The 19,637-nt window shown below is 63.2% G+C and carries 20 protein-coding genes; 3 read left to right on the top strand and 17 right to left on the bottom strand.

What is annotated here, in order from left to right; genetic code table 11:
- The first annotated feature begins 169 nt into the window (after positions 1-169).
- On the top strand, positions 170-793 hold the full coding sequence (locus LVY75_23235; protein XAZ21729.1) for a LysE family translocator: 624 nt from the start codon (positions 170-172) through the stop codon (positions 791-793).
- 103 nt (positions 794-896) lie between these two features.
- The gene (locus tag LVY75_23230; GenBank protein XAZ21728.1) at positions 897-1,454 is read left to right on the top strand and encodes a hypothetical protein; all 558 of its coding nucleotides are present in this window, start codon (positions 897-899) and stop codon (positions 1,452-1,454) included.
- A gap of 78 nt (positions 1,455-1,532) precedes the next feature.
- Here the strand turns inward: LVY75_23230 and LVY75_23225 are convergent, their stop codons facing one another.
- Entirely contained in the window at positions 1,533-2,132 is a 600-nt protein-coding gene (locus LVY75_23225) for an NAD(P)-binding domain-containing protein (GenBank protein XAZ21727.1), read from the bottom strand.
- 131 nt (positions 2,133-2,263) lie between these two features.
- Here LVY75_23225 and LVY75_23220 point away from each other — a divergent pair, with 131 nt between their 5' ends.
- A complete protein-coding gene (locus LVY75_23220; protein XAZ21726.1) occupies positions 2,264-3,193 on the top strand; it encodes a LysR substrate-binding domain-containing protein in 930 nt (309 codons plus the stop codon).
- Here LVY75_23220 and LVY75_23215 read toward each other — a convergent pair.
- From LVY75_23215 to LVY75_23140, 16 genes are all read right to left on the bottom strand, one after another.
- Positions 3,154-3,468 carry a hypothetical protein gene (locus tag LVY75_23215; GenBank protein XAZ21725.1) on the bottom strand — a complete coding sequence of 105 codons (315 nt, stop codon included), beginning with the start codon at positions 3,466-3,468 and terminating at the stop codon, positions 3,154-3,156. The two genes, LVY75_23220 and LVY75_23215, sit on opposite strands and share 40 nt — an antisense overlap.
- Positions 3,469-3,628: 160 nt before the next feature.
- Entirely contained in the window at positions 3,629-4,855 is a 1,227-nt protein-coding gene (locus LVY75_23210; GenBank protein XAZ21724.1) for a biotin/lipoyl-binding protein, read from the bottom strand.
- A 2-nt stretch (positions 4,856-4,857) separates the two neighbouring features.
- Complete coding sequence (locus tag LVY75_23205) at positions 4,858-5,604, bottom strand: hypothetical protein (GenBank protein XAZ21723.1); 747 nt, start codon at positions 5,602-5,604, stop codon at positions 4,858-4,860.
- A 221-nt stretch (positions 5,605-5,825) separates the two neighbouring features.
- The gene (locus tag LVY75_23200; protein ID XAZ25809.1) at positions 5,826-6,764 is read right to left on the bottom strand and encodes an AraC family transcriptional regulator; all 939 of its coding nucleotides are present in this window, start codon (positions 6,762-6,764) and stop codon (positions 5,826-5,828) included.
- 85 nt (positions 6,765-6,849) lie between these two features.
- Positions 6,850-7,677 (bottom strand): oxidoreductase, encoded by an 828-nt coding sequence (locus LVY75_23195; GenBank protein ID XAZ21722.1) that lies wholly within the window; start codon positions 7,675-7,677, stop codon positions 6,850-6,852.
- Positions 7,678-8,113: 436 nt separating this feature from the next.
- On the bottom strand, positions 8,114-9,148 hold the full coding sequence (locus LVY75_23190) for an aliphatic sulfonate ABC transporter substrate-binding protein (protein XAZ21721.1): 1,035 nt from the start codon (positions 9,146-9,148) through the stop codon (positions 8,114-8,116).
- A gap of 29 nt (positions 9,149-9,177) precedes the next feature.
- Positions 9,178-10,035 carry an ABC transporter permease gene (locus tag LVY75_23185; GenBank protein ID XAZ21720.1) on the bottom strand — a complete coding sequence of 286 codons (858 nt, stop codon included), beginning with the start codon at positions 10,033-10,035 and terminating at the stop codon, positions 9,178-9,180.
- A gap of 16 nt (positions 10,036-10,051) precedes the next feature.
- Complete coding sequence (locus tag LVY75_23180; GenBank protein ID XAZ21719.1) at positions 10,052-10,888, bottom strand: ABC transporter ATP-binding protein; 837 nt, start codon at positions 10,886-10,888, stop codon at positions 10,052-10,054.
- 13 nt (positions 10,889-10,901) lie between these two features.
- Positions 10,902-11,228, bottom strand: a complete 327-nt coding sequence (locus LVY75_23175) for a ferredoxin family protein (GenBank protein XAZ21718.1) — start codon at positions 11,226-11,228, stop codon at positions 10,902-10,904.
- Positions 11,225-12,856, bottom strand: coding sequence for an FAD-binding protein (locus tag LVY75_23170; GenBank protein XAZ21717.1), 1,632 nt, complete (start codon positions 12,854-12,856; stop codon positions 11,225-11,227). The genes LVY75_23175 and LVY75_23170 overlap by 4 nt, the downstream gene beginning before the upstream one ends.
- A gap of 62 nt (positions 12,857-12,918) precedes the next feature.
- Positions 12,919-13,506, bottom strand: a complete 588-nt coding sequence (locus LVY75_23165) for a thioredoxin family protein (protein ID XAZ21716.1) — start codon at positions 13,504-13,506, stop codon at positions 12,919-12,921.
- A 207-nt stretch (positions 13,507-13,713) separates the two neighbouring features.
- Positions 13,714-14,520: a hypothetical protein gene (locus LVY75_23160; protein XAZ21715.1), complete on the bottom strand. Its 807-nt coding sequence runs from the start codon at positions 14,518-14,520 to the stop codon at positions 13,714-13,716.
- A gap of 209 nt (positions 14,521-14,729) precedes the next feature.
- A complete protein-coding gene (locus tag LVY75_23155; GenBank protein XAZ21714.1) occupies positions 14,730-15,125 on the bottom strand; it encodes a hypothetical protein in 396 nt (131 codons plus the stop codon).
- On the bottom strand, positions 15,122-15,325 hold the full coding sequence (locus LVY75_23150; protein ID XAZ21713.1) for a hypothetical protein: 204 nt from the start codon (positions 15,323-15,325) through the stop codon (positions 15,122-15,124). Before LVY75_23150 ends, LVY75_23155 begins: the two co-directional genes overlap by 4 nt.
- A gap of 148 nt (positions 15,326-15,473) precedes the next feature.
- Positions 15,474-15,725, bottom strand: a complete 252-nt coding sequence (locus LVY75_23145) for a hypothetical protein (protein ID XAZ21712.1) — start codon at positions 15,723-15,725, stop codon at positions 15,474-15,476.
- A 55-nt stretch (positions 15,726-15,780) separates the two neighbouring features.
- Positions 15,781-19,620, bottom strand: coding sequence for a hypothetical protein (locus LVY75_23140; GenBank protein XAZ21711.1), 3,840 nt, complete (start codon positions 19,618-19,620; stop codon positions 15,781-15,783).
- Positions 19,621-19,637: the final 17 nt, after the last annotated feature.

Here is a 19,637-nt window from a genome sequence, read left to right as displayed (position 1 = left end):
TTGAAGTGGCTGCCAGCGTTCGAATGCTGCGCCTATTCCGTGCTTTACGCAAGGGCGTTCTCGCGAGACGAGGGCTATGGCACCTGCCGCAGCGTAAACTTTTCGAATATTGCACCGACAGCCGAAGTCGTTAGTCTGACGGTCGCTATTTCAGATATGGAAATCGAAGATGAGTATCGCTGTTTTGACGACCTATGTTCTCGTCGTGCTCGGGCTGATGGTGATTCCGGGGCCTGCGACGCTGCTGGTTCTCGCCCGGTCGGTGAGCGGCGGCAGGCGGGCCGGCATTGCAACGGGGCTCGGCATCGGGGTCGGCGATCTCATCCATTCCACCATGGCGACTTTCGGCCTTTCGGCCTTGTTTGCGACTTCGGCACTCGCCTTCGAGGTGGTGAAATATATCGGCGTGGCCTATCTCATCTATCTCGGATACCGGGCCTTCATCGAAAAGTCGGGCAATCTCGATATGGCGGCGGCGCCTGAGATCAGCCCCGGCAAGGCTTTCCGTCAGGGGATCTTCACGGAGATCCTGAACCCGAAGACGGCGCTCTTCTTCCTCGCCTTCCTGCCGCAATTTATCCATCCCGAAAGCGGATCGGTGATCGGGCAATTCGCGCTGCTCGGCATCATCTTCGTGGTGCTCAGCATCTGCGTGACTTCAGCGCTCGCGATCAGTGCCGGTTCGGTACGCGGCTGGCTCAACAGGAACCGGACGATCGGCCGCTGGCAGGGCAAGGTGATCGGCTCGATCTACATGGCGCTCGGCGTGCGGCTGGCGTTCCAACAGCAGTAAACGGACTGATGCTCGTTCATATTGGCGGAGGGCACAACCACTGGTATCGTGACTGGGGAGCCCGTATCGGGGGATTCGGCGCGAGGGTGCGAACGGGGGCACCATGGACAGCCTGACTGCCAGCAAAAACGGCGAGGAAGCATATAAGCTGCTTGAGGCGGGGAATTATGAGCAGTCCCTGGCGATCTATCTTGAGCTGCTGGCTGAAGGATATGGTCCGTGCTCCTCGCACATTGCCTATGCCTACGACAACATGCAGCCGCGAGACGTGCAAAAAGCCAAACACTATTATGGGCTTGCGGTGGAGGAAGGCGATGCCTTCGGCATGTATGGGCTTGCCGGGTTACTGGCGGAAGAAGGCAATTTCGCCGATGCGGCTCCTCTGTATGATCGGGCGGCCAAGAGTGGCGAGACGGATTGCTACTACCCTCTTTACATGGCCCTCAAGAGGCTGGGTGCGATTTCGGATGCGAACGCGGCTCTCGATGCCGCGGCGGCACACGGAAGCCCCTTTGCCATCCGAAACCAGAGTTTCCGTAGGCTCTCCGGCAGAGACGGGTTCCGGAACATTTTTCGGGGCGCCGCCCAATATGTCCGAAATCTTCCTGCTCTGATTCGGGCGGCGAACGAGCTCTACGTACGCCGCCACAGGGGCGGATGATTGAAGGCGGCTACCGCTTGATCGCAGCCAGTTGCCGAAAGATCCTTGCGACCTCCATCGGTGTCATATCAACTTCCTTCAGCCGAACTTGACGAGGTTGAGGGCCGGCAGTGGGCCGCCGGGGAATTGCGTCAGGCTGGCGCCGATCTTGAGCGGGCCGAGGTCGACGCCGGCAAAGCCGAGGCGCGTGATGATTTCGGCGACTTCCGCCTTCGCCTTGATATCATCGCCCGAGTAGAAGAGCACGCGGCTGCCGCCTTCGGCGTGCGGGTCGGCCGAGACGAGATTGGCGAAGAGGTGGTTGAAGGCTTTGACGAGACGGGCGCCGGGCACGAGGCCGGCGACGATCTCGCTCGACAGCCGGCCGCCGAGCTCGGCCGGCTTGAAGAGAGGCGCTTCGATCGGGTTATTGGCATCGATGACGATGCGGCCGGCCCAATCCGGCAGGCCGGACAGCGCTGCCGGCAGCTTCGACCAGGGCACGGCGATGAGGACGATATCGGCCTTGGCTGCCTCCTCGATCGTGCCCGCTGTGATATGCGGAGCGAGCTCGGCGGTGAGGTCCCCGAGCGTTTCAGGGCCGCGGCTATTGGCGATGGTGGCGGAGATGCCACTGCGGGCGAGGGCGCGGGCGAAGGCTGCACCGATATTGCCGGCGCCGATGATGCCGATGGACATGGCAAGTTTCCTTTCTGCGTGTCGTGTTCGTTTCGATGAAGGCAATATCGCGATCTCATTCCTGTTTGATTAGAGGGGAGTGGGTGGTATCAGTTTCAAGTTTTCCTTGAAGGTGATGAGGGGCTTGCGGGATGGAGAGTTTGGCAAATCTGGAATCCTTCGTGCGCAGCGCCGAACTTGGCGGCTTTTCGGCGGCCGCACGTCGTCTCGGCCTCACGCCGGCCGCCGTCAGCCGCAATGTGGCGGCGCTCGAGGCCAATCTGAAACTCCGGCTCTTCCATCGCAGCACGCGCAGCCTGACGCTGACGGAGGCGGGCGAGCGCTTTCTCCTTTCCGTACGCGATCATCTGGAGGGGTTGCAGGGGGCGATTGCCGGGATATCCAACGAGCATGCGGAGCCGGCGGGCGTGCTGAAGGTCAGCCTGCCGCCGGGTTTCGGCACGGGCTATATCCTGCCGATGCTCCCCGGTTTCATGAAACGTTATCCGCTGGTGCAGCCGGAATGGATGTTCGAGAACCGGCCGGTCGATCTCATCGCCGAAGGTTACGATGCGGCCGTCGGCGGCGGCTTCGAGCTCGCTTCGGGCGTGGTGGCACGCACGCTGGCGCCGGCCCATCTCGTGGCGGTGGCGTCACCGGCCTATATGGCCGGCCGCCGGCCGCCGGTCGATCCGGCCGGGCTCTCAGCATTTGACGGTATCGTCATGAAATCATTGAGCACCGGGCGCCTGACGCAACGGCAGATGCGCAATGCCGCCGGCGAGGAGCAGTCCGCCGATCTGCCGGCCAGGATCGTCGTCAACGATCCGACGGCGATGTGTGCCGCCGCCCTTCTCGGGCTTGGGGTGACTGTCATCGCCAAGCCCGATGCGCTGCCTTATCTCGACAGCGGCGAGCTGATCCGCCTCTTGCCTTCCTGGTATGTGGATGCTGGACCGATCTCGATCTATTACGCCAGCCGGACGCTGCTGCCGCTGAAGACGCGGGCCTTCGTCGATTTTGTCACCGAAGGTTTTCAGCGTCAGAGGCTTGCCGAACGCTTTGCCGGCAGTATCGGTTGATCCTGCCTGTCCGGCCGATAGCCGAGCACGAAGGCGATGACCTTCGCGGAGGACATTTCACAGGGCTTCAGCGTGCTGCCGCTCTCCGCCAGGAGATAGAAATTGAAGCTGACGATATCGGTTCCAGCGAGATCCTCGGCATAGAGCCAGATGCGTTTGCCGTCGGGCGAGCGCTTCACGGTGGCGCCCCAGCGGCGGTTGTCGAAGGCACCTTCGCTATAGCCTTCGGGGATGAGGGCAAGGGCGTGGGTGAAGCTGTCGTCTGCTGGATACACAGTGGCTTGTCCGGAGCGGGGTTTTCTCCATAGGTGGCGGAGCTGGCGGCGGTTAGCAAGGCCGGAGCGTCCGGCTTTATGCTTGATATCGCCCACCGCAGATGCTCGGGACAGGCCCGAGCATGAGGGAGGACTTACGGGCTGCAAGTGTGAAGCTACCTCAATGCCCCGTCAGCACCAGGGTCTGTACCGGCAGCAGCATGGCCTGCATGCGCAGGATCATGGCATGCACGACGCCGACCGTATCGATGACATGCAGGCCGATCGATTTGAGGGTGCCGATATTGGGGTCGGCCAGCGCATCGTGGTTGTTGGTATAGGCATTGGCGATGCAGCTGCCGCCGGGCGGCACGCCGTCGAGGCCGCCGGGGAAGAGCGGCTGCAGGAAGACGGTCAGCGTGCCGGGCTGTGTCAGTTGCGCAACGTCGAGGAGCTGGTCGGTCGGGCGCAGCTGGCCGGCGGCGATCACGTCCTGCACCTCGGTGACGACGAGCGGGATGATGGTGAAGGGTTTGCCGACGCAGGTGGCTTCGGCCACCATGCCGGGCTTCATGACCTGCGCCTCGATCTGGCCGAAGCCGGCAACCAGCGTGCCTCGGCCGGCCGTTTCAGGCACAAGGATGCCGGCCGGGCGCAACATGGTGTTCAGCACATCACCCTTGCGCAGCGTGAACTGCTGGACGGTGCCGGCGACACCGGCCTTGACGACCGTCTTGTCGAGCTCCACCTGAGCCTGGTTGAGCGCTGCATCGGCGCTCGCCTTCTGTGCCGGCAGGAGCACCTTGAGCTTGGTCTGCAGCGTCTCCTTGTTGGCATAGGCGGCGCTGACCATGCCGCGCTGGCTTTCCACGGTATTGGTGAGCCGGTCTACTTCGCGGCGGGCAACGGCATCGTTCTTCAGGAGCTGGGTCTTCATCTGCAGCTCGTCGATCGATACCTGCAGGGCGCCTTCCGCCTGCCGGATCACGCCGTCGGCACTGGCAAGCTCGCTCTCGGCGACCTTTGTCTCAGCCTCGACCTCGGCGATCTGCTTGTGCGCCACATCGAGTGCGGCCTTCTGGGCGGAATCGTCGAGCCGGAAGAGCGGCGCGCCGGCCTCCACCTTCTGGTTGAGGCCAACATAGACTTCGTCGACCCGGCCAATGGTTTCCGGCAGGATGGTTACGGTACGGAAGACGGCGGTGACGCTCTTCGTCGCCGGGTGGAAATAGAAGATCATGGTGATCAGCGATATGGTGAGCAGCAGGCAGGCGGTAATGCCCCAGCGCAGCTCGTACCACATGCTGTAGAGGGTGATCTCGCGGCCGATGCGCTTGTCCTGGACATAACGGCGGAAGAGATAGTCGGGGAGGATGGTCAGCATCGAGCAAAGCATCAGTTCGAGCATGGTCAGATACCCCTTTCGTGCGGGCCGGTCCTTATCGCATTTTCGGCAGGTTGCTGTGCGTTCGTCTGGCCGGATGGCTGCGGATGGGAAGCAACCGGCACTGGGGCAATCGGGGCGCCCGCGGTCGGGGTTTTGGCGCTTGGGGCTGCAGCGATCGGGGCTGCGGTGGCCGGTGCAGGGTTGACTGGCGCGGAGTGGACTGGTGCAGGGTTGACTGGTGCGGGGGCGGGCGGCTCGTGGGCCGTCGGCGAATGGGCGACTGGCGCCGCCGCGCTGTCGATCTCAGCGGGATCGCGGTTGGCGAGCCGCGCCATCGACCGCGCGATCGAATAGATCGGCGTCGAGAAATCCGGAATGCGGATGAACGCAAGCAGCAGGCCGATGATCCAGTAGATGTGGTTGTGCGTGAAGAGCGATATCAGCGCCAGTACCGCGACGATCTCCATCTGCACCTTGTTCGTCTTGTGCGCGATGCGCTCGGGAACGGCATGGAGCTGGAAATACAGGTTGCCGATGACGAGAACGACCGCCAGCAGAAACACGATGACGATAATGAAGAGAATGTCGGTCTGCCCAGGCGCGGTGATGAAACCGGGCACATGGTTGGTGAGAGCGTCATGATAGGGTTGCGGTGCTGCCGCATCCTCGGCCGCTGCATTTTGAGCGGCCAGAAGCGCCGTTATGGCCGCCGTGCCAACGGCGGTCCTGCGGCTGCTGCACCGCCTTGTGGTATTGCCTTGAAGCCCCATGCCAATATCCCCCTCGGACGGCATTTTAGTCTTGTCTCAATTTTAAGCCCTTTGTGCGCGGCGCGAAAGTACGTAACGGTACTATCGGCGTAAATTCGGGGGCGCCGGGCGGCGTCTGCGCGGGCAGGCAAGCGGAGACGGGAGCTATCGGCGTCGGGCAGCCGAGAACCGGGATTTCTGTCGTGCCGAAACCGACCGAGGGGTGGCGCCCGATCAACCTTTCAGTGAAGGTCTCGCCACGCTGCCGGCGTAAGTCCTTCCCATGCACGGAAGGCCCGATAGAACGAGCTCGTATCCTGAAAGCCGAGCAGAAAGGCGATCTCGTCGATGCCGCTCTGTCCGTCGGACAGCAGCTGGCGGCCGAGTTCGCGCCGCGCCTCGTCCAGCAGGCCGCGATAGCTCGTGCCCTGTTCGGTGATGCGGCGCTGCAGGGTGCGCTCGCTCATGCCCATTTCGCGGGCCACATCGGCAATATCGGGCTTGCCGCTGGCGATGCGGCGCTTGATCAGGATCTTCACCTGATCGGTCAGCGAGGATTGCGCTTCGATCTCGCCAAGCGATGCGGCAAGGGACGGGTCGAGGATCGCAAGCAGTTCGGGGTTATATCCTGCGAAAGGCAGGTCGAGGTCGGCGCGATCCAGCACCAGCGCATTCTGCGCGCAGCCAGTACGAACAGGGGCATCGAAATAGGATCGGTGCACCTCGGTCACGGGCTCGGTTCTGGTCATCTCGACCCGGATCGGCGTGAGGTGCCGCCCCGTTCCCCGCCGTCCGAGCTCGAGGATTGCCGCAAAGGTGACGTCGGCTGCCGCATCCGGTTCGGCCTCATCGGTATGAAGCCAGCGCACCGCGACCCGGCATTCGCTCCCGCTCTCGGCTGCGGTCAGTTCCTCCGGGGTGCAGAGCCGCTTGAACCGCGCCAGCCGGTGCAGCCCATCCCGGTAATCGCGCGCGAAGAAGGCCGACATCGTGGAGGGCGGGTGCAGCGAGGTATCGGTCTCGGCGGTCATCCTGAGGCCGATCGCGGGATCTTGCGAGAGCGTTTCGACCGCACGCCACAGCGCAAAATACTGTGCGGTGGACAGCCACGTCTCGGGCGCAATGTGCAGTGTCGCCGGCAGCCTGGCCTGCCGCAGCAGGACCGGGGCGGGCAGGCCCATGCGCTCTGCCGCCCGCCAGAAGGCCTGCGGCAGCCGGCACCTGTCGCCCGTGTCCCTGGTCATCGCTGCATCCTCCGCCTGGCCGTCACATCTGGCTCTTGATCAGCCGGTCGAAGACGCGGTCGCCCAGCCACTTGCGCACCCAGATCATCATCCTTGCGTATTTGCCCGCTGCGTAGCGGGTTTTGGGCCGGGCCGACAGGAGGGCTTTGCTGACGACATCGGCGATGACCTTCGGGTCGGTGCCTTGGCCGCGGCCATAGCTCCTGTCGATGGAGGCTGCCACGCGCTGCGCGAGCTTGCCGTAGGGACCGGTGCCGGACCGTTCGAGGATGCCTCTGGACGCTGCATCGCCAAAGCCCGTCTCGATAAGCCCCGGCTCGATCACGATGACGCGGATGCCGAAGGGTTCGAGCTCCAGCCGCAGACTGTCCGACCAGCCCTCCAGCGCATGTTTGGTGGCGTGATACCAGGCGCCCAGCACCGTATAGATCTTGCCGCCCATCGAGGTGATGTTGACGATGGTGCCTGCGCCGCGCGCCCGCATCGCCGGGAGCAGAAGCTGGGTCAGGCGCGCGGGGCCGAAGACATTGACCTCGAACTGGTAGCGCGCCTCATCGAGCGGGATCTCCTCGACAGGGCCGTAGAGACCGAAGCCGGCATTGTTGACCAGGACATCGACACCACCAGATTTCTCGGTGATGGTGCGCACCGCGGCCACGATGTCGTCTTCCTTGGAAATATCCATCCGCAGCGGGATTGCGCCAAGCGCTGCCAGGTCGGCCATCTTCTCGACGCTGCGGGCGGCGACATAGACTAGATAGCCGTCAGCGATCAGGCGTCCGGCGATGGTTTTTCCCATGCCGGATGACGCGCCGGTGACGAGGGCCGTGGGTTGGGATTTGCTGTTCATGAATGCACCTTTTGCTCTTGCATGGAACGCAAGGTAACAGGCGCATCATGCCAGATCAGTTGCGCACGACGCCAGAGATATTGCGAAAGGCGCCAATTCTCCGATATTCACAGCGACATCGCGGCTGACGGCGGCACTCGACGCCGACGATCTCGTCGCGGCATCAAAAATCGTCCGTGCAGGGGCGAACCCCGAGCTTCATCAGACGTTTGCGGTCACCTATCGGCAGGTGATCGTGAAGCTGGCGGGGTAGGCTTCCTTGTTGCCGACTGCCGGAAGAGCAGAGCGCCGGCTTTGGCGCGGGTTCAATCTGTCGGCAAGGCCTTTGCCGCCAACTCAATGTCATCCTCGGCCTTGCGCCTGATATCGAACGGCAGCAGATATCAGGGACAGGCCGAGCATGACGGCGGAGAGGTTGGCGGCGCTGCCCCGTTGGTCAGTTCGACTTCTTGGCGTCGACTTCCTTGTAGGCTGCGTCGAGGAAGCTGGTATCGATCCACTTGTCGTAGTCGACGGAGCCCTTGAGCAGTTTGGCATCGGCCATGAACTGTTCCTCGCTCTTCAGCGAGGCGAGCGCTTCCGGGGTGATCTTCGGATCCTGGTAGAAGACGTTGTCCTTGTAGGTTTCGCGGACGGACTTTTCCGAGGACTTGGTTTCATCGACGAAGATCCTGATCGTGTCTTCCGGGTGGGCATCGGCCCAGCGGGCGGTTTCAATGTCGACCTTCAGGAGGCGTTTGACGAGATCGGGGTATTTTCTAGCGAATTCGCCGTTGGCGGAGATGACGAAGGGGGCGGACCATTCCGGATGCGAGGAAGCGTCGAGGATGACGCGGGCCTGGCCGGTTTCGACGAGCTTGGCGGCGACATCGCCGCTTTCGACGACGGCATCGACATCGCCGCGTACCAGCGCCGGGCCCGAGGCATCGAAGGCGAGGTTGAGGGATTCCACATCGGTGAGAGACAGGCCAACGGACTTCAGCGCCTTGGCGAAAGTGGAGTGGCGCACGGTGCCGGCGAGATAGGCGACCTTCTTGCCCTTGAGATCGGCGAGCGACTTGATCGGCGAATCCGCCTTGACGATGATCGCCGAGCCGTTGGCTTTTACATAGCTCGAAAGGCCGATGGCCTTCACGTCCGCGCCGGCAGCGGCGACGCGCAGCGCCGGGTTATTGCCGGTGTAGATGAATTCGACGGCGCCGGTGGCAAGCGCGGTCGTGGCTTCCGAGCCGCCATTGGTGAAGGCGATGAACTCGACCTTGATGCCGTCCTTTTCGAACTCCTTGGCGAGCGAGCCGCTATGGCGTTCGAGGATGAATTTCAGGTGGCCGGGGGCCGTGCTGCCGATGCGGATGATTTCGGGCTTGTCTTCGGCGAGAGCCGGGCCGGTGAGGGCGGCGCTGCCGAGGGCGAGGGCCGCGAGGCCTGATAGCAGCGTGCGGCGCAGGATCGATGGGTTGAAGTTTGTCATGTGATGTCCCCTTCAGAAACGGTATTCATTCAGTTGTGAGAGATTTCGTAGCTGCCCTTCCAGGCAGTCGCCCAGCGCTCGAACCAGACGAGCAGGTAGTTCACGAGCAGGCCGATCGCGGTCATGGTGATGATGCCGGCATACATGTCGGCTGTTTCCATCATCAGCTGCGACTGCTGGATCAGGAATCCGAGGCCGGATTTGGCGGCGAGCATTTCCGCGCCGATGACGGCGAAGATCGAGGATTTGACGGCAAGGCGCATGCCCGAAACGATCGAGGGAATGCTGGCCGGCAGGATGACCTTGCGGAACATGTCGAGATCGGACGTGCCCATGGAGCGGGCGGCTTTCAGGAGCAGCGGGTCGACTGACTTGACGCCCGAGATCGTGTTGATCAGCAGGAAAAAGACCGACGAATAGAAGCAGATGGCGATCTTCGATGCCTCGCCGATCCCGAGCAGCAGGATGAAAACAGGCAGAAGGGCGAATTGCGAGGTGTTGCGCAGCGTCTGGACGAGCAGGTCGGAGACCTTTTCGAAGAGCGTGTAACGCCCCATGAGGAAGCCGAGCGGCACGGCGACTACAACGGCAAGCAGAAAGCCGATGGCGGCGCGCTCAAGGCTGATGCCGATATTGGCCGAGAGCGTGCCGTCGAGCAGCATCGCATACCAGGCTTCCAGCACTTCGCTGAGCGGCGGGAAGAAGATGCGGTTCAGCCAGCCGAGACGCGGCGCGATCTCCCAAAGGCCGAAGAAGACGATCATCAGCGGCAGGCCATAGGTGGCGGCGCCGAATTCGATGCGGCGTTTGGCGCGCGGGGCGGCACGCTTTTGCCGGGCGGGAAAAGGCTCGGCGCCGAGGACGGTCTTGTCGGTAACATAGGCCATATCAGTTCTCCCGGTTTCAGTGGGCGTAAGCCGGTGAAAGCGCCCAATCTTTCTGCGCCTTGTTCACTTCGTCCCTAAGGGCTTCCCAGACGCGACCGCGATGGGCGTTGAACTCCGCACTTGCTCTGATGTCGCCATCGCGCGGGCGCGGCAGGTCGATATCGATGATTTCCTTCACCGTGCCGGGGCGCGCCGTCATGACGACGATGCGGTCGGCGAGGTAGATCGCCTCGTCGATCGAGTGGGTGACGAAGACGACGGTCGTGTTGATCTTCTCCCAGATGCGCAGAAGCTCGGTCTGCAGGATCTCGCGGGTCTGGGCGTCGAGTGCTGCAAAGGGCTCGTCCATCAGCAGCACTTCCGGATCGGTCGCGAGCGCGCGGGCAATCGCCACGCGCTGCTGCATGCCGCCGGAGAGCTGGTTGGGGAAACGATCCTCGAATCCGGAGAGCCCGAAGAGCGAGAGGAAATAGCGGGCCTTTTCGGTGCGCTCGCGCTTGGGAACGCCGTGGACCTCAAGCGCATATTCGATATTGGCAAGGGCCGTGCGCCAGGGAAAGAGCGCATATTGCTGGAAGACATAGCCGGTCTTCGGGTCCGGCTTGACGATGTGCTTGCCATCGATCCGAACAACGCCGTCGGAGGCTTCGGTCAGGCCGCCGATAATGTCGAGAAGCACGGATTTTCCGCTGCCGCTCGGGCCGACGAGGGTGATGAACTCCCCCTTGCGGATGGTGAGATCGATGCCGTTCAAGACCGTGACGCGGTCGGAGGGGCGGCCGTCGATCTGTACCGTCTGGCCGGGCTTTAGCTGGAAGGTCTTGCGGACATCGGTGACGGTGATGCGGTCCATGGGCTTCTCCAATTCAGACTTGCGCGACGCGGATGCGGTGGGTGGGGTCGAGTTGCGATCCGCCCGGTTTGCCGCGCTTCCAGCCAAGCGCGCGGGAATAGCTGCCGAAGAGGTTGCGTTCCTCGACCTCTTCTTCAGTGATCGACAACGGACCGTCGGCGCGCTCGGCGACATAGAGCGCGTCGGTCGGACAGTAGATTTCGCAGAGGAAGCAGGTCTGGCAGTCATCCTGGCGGGCGATGACGGGCACGCCATCGGTGGCGTCAAAGACATTGGCGGGGCAGACCTTCACGCAGATATCGCATTCCACGCAGCGGCTTTCGGAGACGACTTCGATCATGATGCGATCTCCCGGCGGCTTTCTGCCTGTGCGCTGACCACAATGTCATCGACGCCGCGCACGGTGATGGAGTGGGCGAAGGCCGGGTCGTTACCCCTAAAATCCGAGCGGCGGTGCATGCCGCGGCTTTCCTTGCGGGCAAGGGCCGAGGCGAGCGACCAGCGGCCGTGGGCAGCGATGGCGGCAGCCTCGCGCGCCTTCAGCCTGTCGAGGCCGGTGCCGGAGAGATGGTTTCTGACATCCGACCAGAGCGTGTCGAGCTTGTCCTGGCTCGCCTGCAGGCGGCTGCCCTCGCGGAAATAATTCTTCTCCAGAGGCGTGACTTCGGCGCGCACGCTGTCGATGACATCCTTTGCCGTCAGCGTGTCCTTCACCGTGCCGCCGGGGCGCAGGCCCGCCTGGCCGAGCGGGCTGGAACTGGCGCGGAAGGCCTTGTCACCGCGGCGTTTGGCATGGCCGGCCGCACCCTGGCCGGACCACCAGCCGCTGGCGATGGCCCAGGAGGAATTGGGGCCGCCGCCGCCAGACATGGCGCCCGCGAGCGCTTCGCGGCTTGCGGCATCGCCGGCGACATAGAGGCCCTGCACATCGGTGCCGCAATCGGATGTCGCGATGCGGATGCCGCCGGTGCCGCGCACGGTCCCTTCGGCGCGGAAGGTGACGCGGAACATCTGGCTGAATGGATCGACCGGGGTGCGGTCATAGGGCACGAAACAGTTTGGCTGGCCACGGCGCAGCCAGTCCTGCAGGGCGGGTTCGGCCTGATCGAGCACGGCATAGACGGGGGCTTCGATCATGGCCCGCGCGATTTCCTTCTCGCGCTCGCCGATGCCGTTCTGCAGGTGATTGCCGTCGCTATCGAGGATCGGCGTGCCATCCTCGCGGTAAAAGGAGGCCCAGCGGAAGGGCAGGCCCTTGTTGAGCGAGGAGCCGTAGGGGGCGAGCGTATATTTGCCGGTGAATTCCATGCCCGAGAGGCTGGCGCCGGCTTCCGCCGCCATCAGGTGGCCGTCGCCGGTCAACGCTGCGGCACCGAGGATGCGCTCATGGAAGGCGCAGCCGCCGGTCGCCAGCACGACGGCGCCGGCATCCACCCGCCAGTCGCGGTCGCTCTGGCGGTCGATGCCCGCGGCACCCGTGACGGCTTCGCCATCGAAATAGAGCTCAAGGGCAGGGTGGTGATCGAGAACGGTGATGCCGGCCTTGAGTACGCGGCGGCGCATGAACGCCATGTAGTCAGGCCCGCGCAGATTGGCGATATAGAGTTTGCCATCCTCATCATCGGGGAAGGGGTAGCCCCATTCGGCAAGCTTCAGCAGGTTTTCATAGGCCTGGTCGACGGTGCGCAGCATCCAGCGCTGGTCGGCGAGATTGGCGGTGCGCTGCCAGCGGCGCTCGATGATCTGGGCGCGGTTTTCGCCGGGCGGCACCAGCCATGTGCCGGTATTCGACGGGGCCGTCGCGCCGCTGGTGCCGAGGTAACCCTTGTCGGCGAGGATGACGCGGGCGCCGTTCTGCGCCGCCGAAAGGGCAGCCCAGGCACCGGCCGGCCCGCCGCCGATGACGAGCACGTCCGTCTGCAGATGCAACGGGCCGCTGCCCGCCAAGTCGTTACGCTTCAGCGACATCAGAAAATCTCTAGGTGATGATAAAAGAGCGCGGCAGCCACAGAGCTGCCGCGTTGGACCTATCAGGCAGCGTTGGAGAACCAGGAGGGTTCGTTGCCCGCAGTCCATTTGATGTTGCAGCCGATCGACGCTGTCTGTTCCTGCGCGGGCCGTGCGCCGGCGAGAACGGCGTCTGCCGCAGCGCGCAGATCCTTGCCGGTGACGGGCTTGCCATTGCCCGGGCGGGCATCGTCGTACTGGCCGTGATAGGCAAGCTTGCGGGCGCCATCGAAGAGGAAAAGATCCGGCGTGCAGGCTGCGCCATAAGCCTTGGCAACCGCCTGCGCCTCGTCCTTCAAATAGGGGAAGGTGTAGCCGATCGCTTCGGCCTCACGGCCGACGGCGGCGAGGCTTTCTTCCGGATGCGCCTCGGTATCGTTGCTGTTGATGGCGATGACCCGCAGGCCCCTGGCCTCATAGTCCCGGGCGAAGGCTGCGAGATCACTGCGGATCAGCTGCACGAAGGGGCAGCGATTGGAAATGAAGGCGACGAGCAGCGCCGGCGTGCCATCGAAATCCGAGAGCTTGTGGAGCACGCCCCTCGCATCCGGAAGAATGAAGTCCGCGGCGCGGGTGCCGAGCTCGATGGGATTGGATGCAGTCTTCGGCATGGATATCCTCCTGATTGATTCAAAAAAGATATAATCTATAAATTTGATGAAGTTTAAACCCGAATACTTTCGCTTCGATGGCGCTTTAGCGAAATAGCTTTCTGCTATGCAGGATGATCGTGGAAAGTTTTTGGGGGAGGCTGGGAACGCGATGTGGTGGTGTGGGGAGGAGTCGGTTCGGAGATATGCCTGACGGTCAGTCCGGCATCAGCGCCAGGAATCCTCCAGCCTATGCCGCATCCAGATATTTGGTTCGTCATAGAGGCCGGTGCCGCTTTCGCAATCGGCGATCAGCGGCGCGAGACCGCCCTCCACATGATACGGCCCCGAGACGGGAAAGCGCAGGCCGCTCCACTCCGTCCATTGCGATAATGGCGCTGCGACGCGCATGGAGCGCGGGGCGATTTTCGCGATCCGCGCGCCGAGCTGCCAGTGTTTGCGCACCCAAGGGTCGAACGGGGCGCCGTCGGCGGTCGTCCAGCCCATGTAATCGGCGAAGGACGTCAGCGGATAGGCCGGCTTCTTCGTCGGGCGAACGGGGGCGACGAGCGCATCGAGGCCGTTTTTCCGGGCGCTTGTCTTCATGTTGGCGATCAGGCGTTCGGCGAGATCCGAGCCGCGCATGGCGGGCGAGACGACGATGGCGAGTGCGGAGAGGGCATTGGGTTTCTGCCCGGACCTGATGGCTTCGACGCCATCAGCAAGGACGGCGTCCCATCCCGCGTCGGGAAGGGAGGCGTCGTCATCGGGATTGGGCCAGCGGAAGGGAATGCTGTTCGATGTCGCCAGAACCTGTTCGTGTCCGTGACTGTCAATGCCGAGGGCGAGAAACTGATGGCGGCGGAGGGCTTCTGAAAAGAGGCTGCCCCAGTATTTGACGACGGCTGCGTCGCCACCGATGAATTTCGGCCAGACGGCGGAACCGAGCTCGTCGAAAGCCGGGATCAGGTCCGGCCGCTCTTCGGCGGAGACCAGGGTGACCTGGCCATGGGCTTCTTCTGGAGTTGCGGACATGTTCAACGTCTTCGATCTCGCGTGACGCCGAATTGCGGCGTGGAGATCCTATACGCGAGCAAGGACGCTTCTCGGAAGGGGGAGGCATCAAGAGAGCGCCTGGCTCCGGCCGAAGGCGTTTCGCAAGGTCACCGGAGGAATTCGGCCCCCAACCCAACGCTCTCTTGATGGGATGATAATGGCAGGCAATGGTTGAGGCGCTGTCCCGCCTATCTGTTCAGCCGCCGTGCCAGCAGCGCGCTGGCGTCGCCGATGACGATCGCAGGGATCAGCACCAGCGCCATGTCATTGATGCGCGGCGGCACGTCGATGACGACCAGGGAAAGGCCGAACCAGGGATTGAGGATCTGCACCATGTAGATCGCCGCCCACCAGAGCCCGAAGGGGATGACGATGAGCAGGCGGCCGATGCGGGTGGCGCTCCAGCGGTCGGCGGCCTCGGTGACCGCAATATCGCGGGCGGACTCGATGCCCTTGATCACTTCCGCTGCGGCAAGCCGCTGCTGGTCGGTTTCGGCCGCGAGTTTGGCCTGATAGGCAGCGAGCAGCGGGCCGGTGAATTTCTCGATGATGCCGCCGAAGAGCAGGTCGGTCAGCCACTTCATTTCGCCCATCCAAACTTGTGAGCGAGGAAATACCAGCCCTCCGCCACGGCGGCTATGAGCGCGCCCGAGGCGACCTGAAGGGCCATGGCGACATCGGGATCGCGCGAGATCATCTCGCCGAGATCGGGTGCAAGGAGGCCACGAGTGACGAGGATAGCGGCGAGGTAACGCAGGAGAATGCGGATGAAGACGAGGGTCATATGTGCTGCCCGGTTGAAGAGGGCGGCAGGATGGGGTGGAAAGGGTTGTCAGACTGAACTCAGGGATTGAATCAGGTAAGTGCTCTATCTCTTTGTTTTGATGCAATTCCGGACGCAGAACCGCTCAAGCACTTTTACTGGAATTGCTCTAGAGAAAGCGGGCGAGCGTGCCGGACGCAATTGCTTTGATCAGTAGGCCTGCGAGCGGTGTCAGCACGATCGCGACGACTGCCCAGAGCGCTTTGCCGATGCGGTTTGCGAGCTTTTCGACGCTGCCCTCGATGCGCAGCAGGGCGGCATTGATATGTGGTTGCTGCGCTTCCAGCGAGACGACGCGCTCCTTCAGATCGTTGATCCTGCCATGCAGCTTTTCAAGCTCGTTGCGGGTGGTCTCATCCATGATGCCATTCCTTGTTTGGCATCATGGATAGGGGGCGAACGGTTGAGATCGAAAATCACGACCGACCGATCTGCTTGAGGCCGGCATAGACCTTGCGGGCAATTTCATCGGTTGGTGACCCCGCCACAAGGCCGGTGGCCTCGAGGATCTCGGTCACATGCTGGCGGTCGATGCCGAAGTTGCCGAATGGCGGATGGATGGCATTTGAAAGTGCCCTCGCGTCGCTCTCATTGCCGGCCGGCGGGTTTTGCGCATCGCGGATCAAGGGCAGGGCGGCCATGACGGAATAGCCGGTGTGCTGGGCCAGGAAGGCCTGCCATGCAGGGTCATGATCATGCCCGCCGAGGGCGGTGGTGAAGACCATATCCGTCATGGCGAGCGCGGTCAGATCCATGGCGAGTGCGATGCCCCGCCGGGCGGCGGCTGCCGCATCCTGATCGGCGGCTTCGGCGCCGGCTTTGAACTTTGCGCCGAGATGGGCGCCGAGAGTCTTGAAGAGCCGCAGGGTTTCGCCACCGTCGGGATGGGCCGGGAACGGGTCCAATATCGCCTGCTGCATGCAGGCGTCGGCATGGGCGATGGCCTTTGCTTCATCGCTGCCGAATTGCTTGAGACCCTTGTGATAATGGGCAAGCCAGGCCGGTCTCTCGATGAGATGGAATCGCAGTGTTTCCGCAAGCCAGCCGGCCATCGTTTCCCATGCTGTTTTGCCTTCCGAAAAAGAGCTACGGCCGAGCATGATGTGCGAGCGGCTGGTGACCTCGGCGATGATATCGGGACCGAAGGCATTTTGAAGCGCGGCTGCGAAATCGTCCCTGCCTGTCGCGCCGATGATGTCGTCCAGCCGGTAGCGTCGCGAAAGCGAGGTCGCGAAATCATTCGCAAGGCTTGTCGCGGTGGCGTTCTTTCTCATCAGGCGGGCCATGCGGCCGATGCTGTCTGCGGCGCGCAGCTCGCCGGTGCCAGTTTCGCTGAGCCAGGCCTGCAGGGCCTCCAGGTCGAGCGAACGACCGCCTTCCTCGAAGGCAGTCTTAAGACTGACATCGTCAAGCAGACGCTTTGCATTCGAGAGCGGCTCGCTGAATTCAAGGTCGTGGAGCAGGCGATTGACGTGCCGGTGCAGGACAGCGATGTCGAGATCGAGCGGCCGGGCGGTGAGGTCGACGCGGGACCGGCCATGACCGGCCTCGGTTTGCGACCTGGCGAAGCGGCCCGATAGCAGGGATTGCGCCAGATCCGGGGCGGTATCAACGCCATCATAAGCCAGCGGATAATAGCCGCCTTTCAGCGCCTTGCCGGCGATGGTGACGGAGATGGGCTGCACCCATTGAGGCTCGATGCCGGTCACGCGTTTCTCGCGGGCAGTGATATCGGGCTCAAATTCAGCGAGATAATCCCAGACGGATTGCACGAAGCCGGCATCGCGCGGATCGAGCGAGGCGAGCACGGCGGCCAGCCCGGCTTCGTCCAGGGCGCCTTCGATGCGGCTATCCGTCAAGCGCCGGCGGCTGGCCTCGTTGCCGGTATTCAGCGCAATGGCGATGACCTCCCATTTCGACAGGGACTGGCCGAGGGCCGGGAGATAGCGGGGGCTTGCCATCTGGCGTCGCTCCTCGCCGGAATAGACATCGTAGAGCGCTTTGAGATCGGCAGCAGCCTGCTGTTTGCGCTGTGCAAGGCGGCCTGCGGCGGCTTCGAGCGGCGCCTTGATGGCCTGATGGGCCGGGCCGGCAGGGGTGGCGTCGAGCTCAAGCAACAGGGCATCCGCCGTGCGGGCCGGATCGAGGGGAGAAGGCTCGCGCTTGTCCAGGCCTGCTGGTCGCGGCCTTTTCAGGGCGCCGGCAAGGCTCGCAACGGTCTGCTCGAGATCGGCTTCGTGACCGGCATCGACCAGCCTGCCGGCGCGTCGCGCCGCATGTTCCAGATTCTTCAGCGCCGCGGCGACGGCGCGGAACCACTCCAGCGTGATCTCCTTGTAGGACTGGCGGCCGGAGCCGATCAGCACACTATCGGGAATGGCAAGCTCGTTTTCCCGGCCTGCCGCCTTCATGGCGAGAATATAATCTCTGAGGGCGATGCGCGGATCACCCTGTCCACCCGGTTGACCTCCGGTCTGACGATCCGCCCGTCCTCCGAGACCGTAGCGGTCGAGCAGGGCGTCGATCGCGCCGACATAATCGATACGGCCGTTGTCTCGAAAGACGGCCGCGGCGAGCCTTTCGCGCGCGGGGCCGCTTACGAGGCTTTGCGCTTCGGCCTCGAATTTTTCCACCTCGCCGATAATGTCGAGGCTTTCTGCATAGATCGCGTGATTGAGAAGCTGGCGGCGTTTGGCGGTGATCAGCCTAGCGATACGATCGTCCTGTCCGTGAGGGGCGGCGTCTGCATCGCCGGCAGCTTTGCGGCTTGCCCTCTCGCGCCAGGCCTCATCCTGCGCCAGTTCGTCACCCAGCCTGATAGCCTCGATCGCGGTGCGCCGGCCGGCCGCGAGAAAGCGCGCGCCGTCCATGGCATCGGCCACCTCCATGCCCGCGGTTGCCGAGAGCGCATAGGCCCTGGCTTCACTCGCCGTCAGCCCATCGCCCGAGCCTGCAACCTCGATGAGGGCCGCAAGCTCGGCCGCCAGCCATTCGGCCCGCCTGTCATTGTGCACGGCCGCGATTGCCCGCTCCTCGGCGGAACCATCGATCAGCATGTCGCCGTGACGTTGCAGCATCACGCGGTCGACCTCGAAAGCGATCGCATCCGCGCGAGGCGGGGCCAGCGTCATGGCCGCCACCAGCTCATCGCCGGAGCCGAGGTCGAAGAGATCGGCGACGATATCCGGATCGAGCCCGCCGTCATCGGTATAGAGCGGGTGCTTGCCCTGCGGCAGAGCTTCGAGGATGGCGGCGCCATAGCGCGCCACGAGAGTGGCCTTGTCGAAACGGATGTCACCTGATGGTGGCAGCGTTTGAGCATCCAGCCATCGGCGGTTCGCCATCCATTCAATGGCGCGGTAGAGGCCGGTGGCGTCGCTCTCTTTTTCGACCTCGCGCTGTACGGCAGCTTTTTCCGCCTTGTAGGCCTGCTGTTCTTCGCGCCGGACTGGCTCCATCATCTGCCGCAGAAGGCGGGCTTTTGCTTCCTGTGAGGCCAGCGCGCGCAGTTTTAGCAGCCGATCGTAGTGCGGCTGTGTCAGGCCGGCATCGTGCGCATTGGCAAAGACGGGTTCATCGCCGCCGACATTCTGTTCCGCCATCTCGATTGCGGTGTCGCTGGCGAGCATCCGAAAGAAGATGGCGGCGATGTCGGGGGCGAGGGAGATATCGAGGGCGACGAGGCGGCGATAGATCGACAGCAACCAGTCGCGGAATTGTTCGAAGACGCCGCGTATCTCGGGTGACGGCGCCTGGGCTTCGATCAGATAGGTTTCGGCGGCGCGGGCGAAATGGGACTGCATGCCGGCGTCGATGGCGGCGTCTTTATGAAGACTGCCGGTAGTGCCGTGGTCGAGGGCGGCGAGTATGTCTTTTGTGGTGACTTTGATGCCGGATGCCGCGCGAGCGGCATCGGCGGCCACGGCGCGGGCGTTTGCGCGCCACCAGTTTTCGACATGGGCGAAATCTTCGGTCACGATGGGGATATCGTGTGCCGCCATGTCCCGCATGGTTTGAAGGAAATAAGCGCCTGCTCCGGACAGTAGGGTGGAGAGATCAGGCTTGCGGAAGATATCTAGGGTCGCCAAGCCGTCGGTGCTGTTCAGAACGTGGGGCGCGACATCGAAATTGCGGTCTTGATCGCTAGAGACGAAGTTGGCTACCCGGGGAATATGTGCTCCTGCCGTTTGGCTCTCGGGCAAAGTCTTGGCGGACAGTACTTCGCTACCGGCGGAATTGTTGGTCAGATTGTTCAAAACGGGAATCCTCTCGG

The sequence above is a fragment of the Sinorhizobium sp. B11 genome (assembly GCA_039725955.1).
In the GTDB taxonomy this organism is placed as follows: Bacteria; Pseudomonadota; Alphaproteobacteria; order Rhizobiales; family Rhizobiaceae; genus Rhizobium.
This window is presented reverse-complemented; position numbering and strand designations above follow the sequence as displayed.